The sequence below is a fragment of the Methylocaldum sp. RMAD-M genome (assembly GCF_017832375.1).
Classification (GTDB): Bacteria; Pseudomonadota; Gammaproteobacteria; order Methylococcales; family Methylococcaceae; genus Methylocaldum.
The window spans coordinates 1-8,481 of sequence record NZ_JAFIBZ010000055.1 but is presented as its reverse complement, the minus strand read 5'-3'; the positions used below and the strand labels follow the sequence as shown (position 1 = coordinate 8,481).

Genomic DNA, 8,481 nt, shown 5'->3' with positions numbered 1-8,481 from the left:
AGAACGTAGGTCGGCAATCCCTTGCCGACAAAGCCCTTCGCCGAGCCGATACGTCGGCAAGGGATTGCCGACCTACATATCCGAATCCCTTACACTGATTCGGAAAACGCTCTAGACGCAATGGTATCCGGGTAAATAAAGGTATAAAACACAATAACAGATTGGTGCCGGGCGACTGCGTTATTTCTCGGCGATGGCGGATGCCGAAACGTATCGCCTTGGAAACGACATAATCAACTCATAGAGCGGGAGGAGGTAATTGTGGATCAATTTGAACTTAAAGATCTTTTCCAAAATTTGGCGAACGACGAGTTTCGACCTGTATTAATCATCGCAGCGATCGCCATTTTATTAATCATTCTGCTTATCGTGTATTTGCTCGTGCGTAGCCGAAGTAAACGCGCCATCGTTGTGGACAAAATGCCGGTGGATTTACGGAAAGCGCCGGAGAACGAAACGCGGGCTGACTCGCCGAAAGCACCGGCAAGAGAAATGCGGGTCGATTCGCCGAAAACGCCGGCGAACGCGATGCGGATGGATGCGCCGAGAGCATCGGTAGCCAGGCGGCCTCGCCATAGTATTCCGGAGGATTCGGTGCTCAGGCGACATCATATAAACCATATTAAATACATGATCGAGACGACCACCTTTCCACGTCCGACCGATAGCGTGCTGCGCCGCCATTACGACCATTTGATCGCGAGCGAGCTGGAAGCTTGCCTAGGCAACGAGGCTCTCATGGACAGGTTGATTTCGCGTTACGAGGAACACAGGCGGAACGCGCGAAGCTAGAGCATTTCATCCGCATTAACAGTATTCCGCGCGGAATGCGCCGTATTCGGCAATCCTTTTGCCGACGATTCGTCGTGTCGGAAAATCCTTTGCGTCGGGAAGGGATTCCCAACCTGCCGAGCCGGCATGGGCTGAATAAGAAACGTAGGATGCGGTGACCGAAGGGAGCCGCCCTGCGACTCGGCTCAGGACAGGCATCTTTCGAACATAGGGCGGCAATCCTTTTGCCGGCGAATCCTAAATCCGCTTCATCTTGATGTTCAGGGTTCTTACCCGATAGGCGATCTGGCGCGGAGTCATGTTCAGCAGGCGGGCGGCCTTGGCTTGCACCCAGCCGGTTTGCTCCAGCGCGGCGATGACTTGTTCTCTTTCGTCCATCCCCTCTAGGTTGAACTCCGGCGTTCTGGCAGCCGGTCCGGTAACCGAGATTTCATCGTCCTCCAGGCCGGTCATGGCAATGACGTCGCGGTCGATGATCCCGTCCGGGCTCATGATGGCGGCCCGCTCCAGACAGTTTTCCAATTCTCTGACGTTGCCCGGCCAGTCGTGACGCATCAGGAGCCGGATGGCGCTTTCCTTGATGATCAACGGTCTTCCGCCCTGTTGCTGGGAGATTCGCTTGAGCAGGAAATCGGCAAGGTCCGGAATGTCCTCGAGCCGTTCCCGCAGCGCCGGCATGAAAATCGGCATGACGTTGAGGCGATAGTAGAGGTCTTCCCGAAAACGGCCGGCCTCGACTTCTTCCTCGAGATTGCGGTTGGTGGCGGCGATGATGCGAACCTGCACCTTGAGCGTCTGGGTACCGCCGACGCGGTCGAACTCGCCTTCCTGAATGATGCGCAGCAGCTTGGCTTGGAAGGTGGGGGAAGTTTCGCCGATCTCGTCCAGGAAGATCGTGCCGTGGTTGGCCAGTTCGAAACGTCCCTTGCGCTGGCTGATGGCGCCGGAAAACGCGCCCTTCTCGTGGCCGAACAGTTCCGATTCCAGCAGGTTGTCCGGAAGAGCGGCGCAATTGAGTTTGACGAAAGGGCCGCCGGCGCAGGCCGAGTTGTAGTGAATGGCGTTGGCGATCGCCTCCTTGCCGGTGCCGGATTCGCCGCGAATCAAGACGGTGGTGTTCCATTTCGCGACCTGCCGGACCAGTTCGAAAACCCGCAGCATGGCCGGAGTGCGGCCGACGATGTTGTCGAAGCCGTAATTCCTGCGGAGGCTCTGTTTCAACTGATCGCGCTCCGCGACCAGATCGAGCTGCTTTTGCTCCATGCTGCGCAAAAGGCCCACGCTTTGCGCAATCAGATTGGCGACCATTTCCAGGAACCGTGCGCGGGCGTCGAGCAATTTCGCGTCCACCGGCTGTGCCGCCAACACGCCGACGACCTCGTCGTCGCCGACGCGGATAGGCGATCCGATAAACGGCAGCGTCGGATCGTACAGGCCCAGCTTGCCCAGGAAACGCGGCTCGTCGGCGATGCGTTCCACCACGATGGTGCGCCCCGCATCCAGGATCGTGCCGATGAGTCCTTCCCCCGGTTCGTAGCGGACCGGCTTTCGGGTTTCGACGCCGTCGCTGCGCAGCACCGAGCAGACCTCGAACGCGTCGCTTTCCTGTTCCCTGAGAGCCAGCATTCCGGAGCGCATGTCGGCGCACTCCTGCAATATCTCGAGAATGGCTTCCAGTTTTTCCTTCAGCCCCAAAGGTCGATTGAGTACTTGGCTGACCTGGTAAAGGGCGTCCAGTTCGCGCTCGATCAGTTGAGTACGCTCATCCATGGTCGGAAGCCTTCTCCGGTACGAACATCATGTTGTGGATATTGAATTGGATACGCACTCGGCATCCGTCCCGATAGCTGGGATCGATCCGGATCAGTCCAAGGTGTTGATTGATAACTTCCTGGGCCATGGTCAAACCGGTGCCCGAATGCCCGCCATGGCCGTCGTTCTTGGTGGAGAAAAACGGTTCGAAGACCTTGATGCGCAGTTCGTCGGGAATGCCGGGGCCGGTATCCTCGATGGAGACATGCAGCAAATGTTTGTCGGACCACGTGGAAATGCGCAGTTCGCGGGTGACGATGCCGCTCTGGTTCATTGCTTCGATGGCATTTTCGATAATCTGCTTGAACATGGTGCGGAGGTGGCTCTCCTGGCCCATCAACGCGGGCAGCACCGGGGTCGGCTTCCACTCGACGACGATGCCGCTGGCGAGGAGCCGTTCGGTCAATAGCACGATGGTTTCGTGCAGCAACTGGTTCAGATTGACTGGCGTCATGGCCGAGGTGTTGCTTTCCGGTATGCATCGCTTCATGTGGGCGACGGACTGTTCGCCGGCCAAGCGGATCTGATCCAGAATGTCGACCAGCGCGATGTTGCGGTCATCGAGCCCACGCCGCGTCAGCATGGTCTTGGCCGCTTTGAGCAGATTGATGGGGCCCTGTATATGGTGAATGGCTCCCGACAGCGTTTCGCGAAGACGCTGGGTTTTCTCTTCCTCCGCCATCAATGCCTTGAGCGCATTGATGCGGATTTCCTCGGCGTGCTTTTTTTGTTGGGTGATGTCGGTCAGGGTGAGCAGCAGATAAGTGTGGCTATTTTCGTGAAAGAACGCCTCGACACGGTCGTCTTCCTGGCAGAACCAGCTGCCGGCGCAGGCATACCAGCGGGGCGCGTGATGCCCGCCGCGGTCGAAACGGACTTCGCGGTTATGAAAGCCGGATTTTTTCTTTTTCATCCGCTCCCATTCTTCCGCCATGTCTTCCCGCAGGATATCGATGAACGTCCTGGCCGGGTCGCTGAGGCCCAGATCGCTGGACAGGGTTTTGTACATCTTGTTGTCCAGCACCACACGGTCGGATTCGTCCAAAAGCACGGTCGCGACCGGAATCGAATCGACCACCGTCTCGATGAGCACTTTCTGCTGATTGACCCTTTGCTCCAGCCGGTACATTTCCGTGATGTCTCGGTGCATGCCGATGTAGTGGGTGGTCTCGTGCCGGTCGTTCAGAATGGGGGCGATGGTGAGATCGGCCAGATAGCGGCGGCCGTCCTTGTGACGGTTGAGCAGATAGCCTTGCCAGGTCTGCTGCGACTTGATGCGGTTCCAAAGCTCGTCGTATACAGCCTTCGGCGTGTTCTTGTCGGACAGCATGGACTCGTTTCGGCCGATGCTCTCTTCCGGTGCATAGCCGGTCACACGCGTGAAGGCCTGATTCACGTACAGAATATTGGCCTTGTCGTCCGTGATCGAAATGGCCACCGGCGCTTGTTCCACGGTTTCCGCGAACAGAGCCAGCATGCGATTGTCGGCCAGTACGGACTTCCCCAACGGCTCGGGCGGCGGGTTATTGGAAGATTGTTTGGACACGAGCGCCTCTTCGGTGCAATTTTTCATCGATTAAGCAAGGCTTATGCCATCGATAAGAAGTGCTCCTGAGACCCTTATCGTTTTTTTACACAGGCGATCGGCTCGGCCGACGCTTCAAGCTTTCTTGCACTGTTTTGTCGCAAACGCGACAAAAGTGGGCATGGGTGCCGCTCGCGCGGCGTTTTCGGTGCGTCCTGATCGTTCGGAGCGTTCCCGGCTCTCTATCCCTATTGTCGGAAAACTCACGATGCGCATAAGCGTTGTAAGCATTCCGCTGAGGAAAGACTGCACTCGGTCGCGTGAAATTCTATAACTATCAATTAGTTACGTATTTATGGCCGAGGTGGCGCGAGGGTTGCTAGAAATTTCGCGAAGACCAACCGCTTACCGAAGTAGGCGTTTCTCGGCCATGTCGCGCCGAGTCCGTACCGACACCGGGTAAGCCAGGCCGCCTTAAAACCCAAGCAGAGAGGCCGAACATGAACAGCGAATCGACTACCAAAGCAGAGTCCAATCCCCCGGAAACGCCCCGTTCCCAGGCCGAGCGCGCCGAAGAGACGCTCGAATCCACCGAGCTTCCGTTCTACATCGTCCCGAGACCGCCGATTCCGGGGAAAACCGCCTGGAGCATCGCGTAGTACCTCGAATGACGCGGTTCCCTTCGGTTACCGCATCCTACGCCCGTAGGGTGCGGTGAGGAACGAACCGCACCGATCGCGTCCCCGAATGATGCCTGTCCTGAGCCCGGTCGAAGGGCGGTTCCCTCCGGTCACCACATCCTACGGCCGACAAACTGTAGGGTGCGATGAGGAACGACAAACCGGCAGGATTGATGAAAAACATCCTTGTTTTTCACCCTCGCGGGCGCTCCGCGTCCCAATCCTCTCCCGGAGGATTGGTGCCGGACAAGGATGGTCCGGCATGAGCCGCACCGGTCAAGTTGCCTAAACCATGGCGATGCCGTTCTAAGTACATTCCATAAAATTGTGTGGAACGCGAGTGCAGCGCGTAGGTCGGCAATCCTTTGCCGACGGTGCAGTTAAGCCAACCGGTCCGTCGGCAAGGGACTGCAGATCTACGACCGTATCACCCTGTAGGTCGGCAATCCTTTCCAATCGCAAACGGTCGCTTTAGTCGCGACCCTTCCAATCGCAAACGGCGTCTTCGGGAAGGGCGTGGCCGGCGCTCCCGGCCAGGCCGTTTGCGATTGGAAGGGTCATCCCAGCGCTCCTGGGATGGCCGTTTGCGATTGGAGCGCCGAAGCCCCCCTTCCCGACGGTGCAGTTGGGCGAGCGGGTTCGTCGGCAAAGGATTGCCGACCTACGAATGCTTGAATCAATTCACCCCAGCCGAAGGCGCCAACGACTTCCGCCAGGCCTGTTTTGCCGTAGAGCGAGATGAAAACGCTCTAACGAAGCGCTCTCAGCAAGTCCTTGCCTTTTTCGATCAAGAGCACGCCGTCCGGGAAGTATTGAAGCCCCAGGCTGGTGGTTTCCGGACGGTTCGGCAAGGGATAGATCCGCACGTCGTCGGCGCGCTCGTCGATGCGTTCGACCAGGCCCGCAATGATTCGGCCCAGTTCCTTGGTCGTCAGCTGGGCGGTAAACACCGAGTATTGCACCGGGATGCCTTGCTCCCGGAGCAAGCGGTGAACCCGCCCCAGACGCTTCGGATCGGCGATGTCGTAGCACACCAGGTAGGTTTGAGCTTGATTGAGCGGCATCACACAAGCTCGATCAGCCAGCGGTGCAGCCGGTTGAGCAGGCCGAGGGTCAAATGTTCCGTGCGTTTCCGACGGGCCTCGAAAAAACCGACGATTTCGATACGGTCCGGGATGCCGAGCCGGTTCTCGCGGAGCCGGTCTTCGAGCCAGGCCAGCCGTGCCAGCTGGAAATCCCAGAACAGGATGGAACTCAAGCCGATCACAGGATTGAGCTCGCCCATGGGCTCCAATTCGGCGGTAATCCCGGCGTCGGCCAAATGCCTGGTCACCAGGCCGGTCAGCAGCCCGTACACCTCGCGTCCGATACGCTCGTAGGCGGGGAGTTGATCCATGCCCCGCGCACCGTCCTGGAACAGTTGGCGCAGCTCTTTCGCCGAGGGCGGACGGTCGAAGCCAAGGCCGGTGCGGCGAATCACGCTGCGCACCGCCATGCGCTCCATAGCGCCGTTCCATTGAAGATATAGATCCTGCCAATCCGGGCGCAGCAAAAAATCTAGCAGGCGCTGTCGAAGCTCGTAGCGTTCTCCGGGCCTTCCTATCAATCTCGCCAGCACCGCCCCCTCGTCGTCGATGAAGCTCACGGTGATGCGGTTTTCCGCGCAGGCCAGCAAGGCGTCGACGGACCAATCGATGTGCGCCGCCGAGACTACTTGCGAGATCCGCCGCAACGGAAACCAGCGCTCCGCGGCGCCGGCGCGGATGACGCGCAGAGCGGGGCCATCACGCTTGATCGTGGTTCCCGCGCCTTGCAGATACAGCGGTCTCACGGCGCCTCCTCGGTCAGACGGTGCGCGATCAACAGGCCGTAGCGGTGCAACAGGCCACGCAGGGGACGGACGAAGCTTTCGTAGCGGGCATAGAAAACTTCCCGGCCGTTCTTTTTCAAGAGACAGCGGTCGGCTTCGGTCGCGAACGAATCGGCGCGCAGGGTTCGCTCGGCGAACAGCCGCCATACCCAGCGATCCACCCTCGGCCGCAGCGGCTCTATCAGGTCGGCCCCCAAGGATTCGCGGTAATAGGCCGGTTCGTGATAGAAGCCGACGTAAGGGTCCAGCCCAGCGGCATGGCAGGCGTTGACGGCCTCGAAATGGAGCAGCGTATATCCTAGCGACAGGGCCGCGTTGACCGGGTCCTTCGGCGGCCGGCGATTGCGTCCGGTAAAGTCGAGACTGGCCGGAAACAGTTGCGTGAACCCCGCGAAATAAGCCGCCGCGGCCGCGCCTTCGATCCCTTGTAGCCGTTCCAGCCGCGGCGCGTCCTCAATGTTTGCCAAGGCACGATCAATTCGCGCGATGCCATCCGTAAGCGGCTTGCGGCAATCGGGCCGGACGTTTAGCGCCGAGCGCAGCAGCCGGGCCTGGGCTTTCAATTTGAGCGCCACCAATCGGCGCGCCCAGGGCAGCCGGTACTCGTCATCGTGGTGCCAACGGTATTGCGCGATGCGCCGGGCGGTGTCGCCGTGTCGGTTTCCGTGCAGAATCGCCGCGGTGCGTCCCTGCCGGCCGCTCAGGACCAGAAGGCCGACGCCTTCCTCGGCGAGCAGTCCCAGCACGCCGGTGCTGAGCGTCGCCTGTCCGCGGACGACCACCCGCTCGACCACGTTCAGGGGAATCGTCGCGCTCCGGCTGCCTCCCTCGTAAAGGCAGAGATGCCGGCCCTCGCGGCGTAATTCGATGTCTTTTCTGTCCAGGTAAAGCGTGCCCATTCGATCCTCAGCCGACGTAGAAGAACTCCGGGTCCGCCGGAGGAACCGCGATGCCGAGCACGCGAACCTTCATCCGGGGATCCTGCCGCAAGAGCAGAAATCGGTCGGCTTCCTCGTCGATGACCTCCCGGACCTCGTCGATCAATTGGCGTTTCTCGGCCTCGGTCAGGAAACACTCGAACACGGATTTCTGCCCGCCGGTGGAATAGTTGCGCAGCACGAAAAGCGCCTTGCGCAGGCGGGCGTCGTCGGAGATGTCGTAGGCGGCGATGTAAAGCGACCGTTTGCTCATGGCCGCTACTGTAATGCCGCATGCCGAAGGCGGGGCATTTCACAAGCTTGCGGGCTGATCGATCGGTTTTCGCGCGCCAAAGTCCGCGACGAGGCGGCTTGATCAAAATAGGGGAGGGGCTAGGGCATTTTTCCCATCGTGTGGCGGCAGCACGGGCGAGGGCGCCGGCTAAAAAGCGCTCTTGAGCGGGAGACTATTTTGCAGCCGGGCGTCGCCCCGCACACGGGTTCCTCGACCGGAATGTAAGCCGGATTAATCGAAGCGTATCCGGCCTTCGTGAGTCTGAGGCACGAAGCGCATCGGCCGAGTTTGCGGTTAGAGCGTTTTCCGAATCGGTGTAAAGGATTCGGATATGTAGGTCGGCAATCCCTTGCCGACGTATCGGCTCGGCGAAGGGCTTTGTTGGAAGGGTCGCGACTAAAGCGACCGTTTGCGATTGGAAGGGGGACTTTGGTGCTCCCAAAGTTCCCGTTTGCGATTGGAAGGTCGCGACTAAAGCGACCGTTTGCGATTGGGAAGGGATTGCCGACCTTATATCTCGATTCTGGATTCCACAAGAGGCAGAATCTCCGACTGATCATCGGACCCAGACGCTGGGCAAGACGTTGCCG

The 8,481-nt window shown here is 59.4% G+C and carries 8 protein-coding genes; 2 read left to right on the top strand and 6 right to left on the bottom strand.

All coding sequences use genetic code 11. From position 1 onward, the window contains the following. The first annotated feature begins 261 nt into the window (after positions 1-261). Positions 262-792, top strand: a complete 531-nt coding sequence (locus tag JOD69_RS24180; RefSeq protein WP_086135394.1) for a hypothetical protein — start codon at positions 262-264, stop codon at positions 790-792. A 237-nt stretch (positions 793-1,029) separates the two neighbouring features. Here JOD69_RS24180 and nifA read toward each other — a convergent pair whose 3' ends face one another. Next, a complete protein-coding gene (gene nifA / locus JOD69_RS24175; RefSeq protein WP_077729108.1) occupies positions 1,030-2,562 on the bottom strand; it encodes a nif-specific transcriptional activator NifA in 1,533 nt (510 codons plus the stop codon). Further along, the gene (gene nifL, locus JOD69_RS24170; RefSeq protein ID WP_240502432.1) at positions 2,555-4,150 is read right to left on the bottom strand and encodes a nitrogen fixation negative regulator NifL; all 1,596 of its coding nucleotides are present in this window, start codon (positions 4,148-4,150) and stop codon (positions 2,555-2,557) included. The genes nifA and nifL overlap by 8 nt, the downstream gene beginning before the upstream one ends. A 479-nt stretch (positions 4,151-4,629) precedes the next feature. Here nifL and JOD69_RS24165 point away from each other — a divergent pair, with 479 nt between their 5' ends. Continuing rightward, complete coding sequence (locus JOD69_RS24165; protein WP_156879342.1) at positions 4,630-4,788, top strand: hypothetical protein; 159 nt, start codon at positions 4,630-4,632, stop codon at positions 4,786-4,788. Between the two features lie 770 nt (positions 4,789-5,558). Here the strand turns inward: JOD69_RS24165 and cas2 (JOD69_RS24160) are convergent. The 4 genes from cas2 (JOD69_RS24160) to cas2 (JOD69_RS24145) are packed head-to-tail and all read right to left on the bottom strand — an operon-like array spanning position 5,559 to position 7,870. After that, the gene (gene cas2 / locus JOD69_RS24160) at positions 5,559-5,873 is read right to left on the bottom strand and encodes a CRISPR-associated endonuclease Cas2 (RefSeq protein ID WP_077732673.1); all 315 of its coding nucleotides are present in this window, start codon (positions 5,871-5,873) and stop codon (positions 5,559-5,561) included. Then, positions 5,873-6,640 (bottom strand): CRISPR-associated endonuclease Cas1, encoded by a 768-nt coding sequence (locus JOD69_RS24155; RefSeq protein WP_086135395.1) that lies wholly within the window; start codon positions 6,638-6,640, stop codon positions 5,873-5,875. Before JOD69_RS24155 ends, cas2 (JOD69_RS24160) begins: the two co-directional genes overlap by 1 nt. Further along, positions 6,637-7,578, bottom strand: coding sequence for a CRISPR-associated endonuclease Cas1 (gene cas1 / locus JOD69_RS24150; protein WP_077732671.1), 942 nt, complete (start codon positions 7,576-7,578; stop codon positions 6,637-6,639). The genes JOD69_RS24155 and cas1 overlap by 4 nt, the downstream gene beginning before the upstream one ends. 7 nt (positions 7,579-7,585) lie before the next feature. Then, positions 7,586-7,870, bottom strand: coding sequence for a CRISPR-associated endonuclease Cas2 (gene cas2, locus JOD69_RS24145; RefSeq protein ID WP_086135396.1), 285 nt, complete (start codon positions 7,868-7,870; stop codon positions 7,586-7,588). Positions 7,871-8,481: the final 611 nt, after the last annotated feature.

What these genes read in the sequence shown, in the direction of transcription:
- cas1 (WP_077732671.1), bottom strand. Translation starts at nt 7,578, where the DNA reads ATGGGCACGCTTTACCTGGACAGAAAAGACATCGAATTACGCCGCGAG.
- cas2 (WP_077732673.1), bottom strand. Translation starts at nt 5,873, where the DNA reads ATGCCGCTCAATCAAGCTCAAACCTACCTGGTGTGCTACGACATCGCC.
- cas2 (WP_086135396.1), bottom strand. Translation starts at nt 7,870, where the DNA reads ATGAGCAAACGGTCGCTTTACATCGCCGCCTACGACATCTCCGACGAC.
- nifA (WP_077729108.1), bottom strand. Translation starts at nt 2,562, where the DNA reads ATGGATGAGCGTACTCAACTGATCGAGCGCGAACTGGACGCCCTTTAC.
- JOD69_RS24165 (WP_156879342.1), top strand. Translation starts at nt 4,630, where the DNA reads ATGAACAGCGAATCGACTACCAAAGCAGAGTCCAATCCCCCGGAAACG.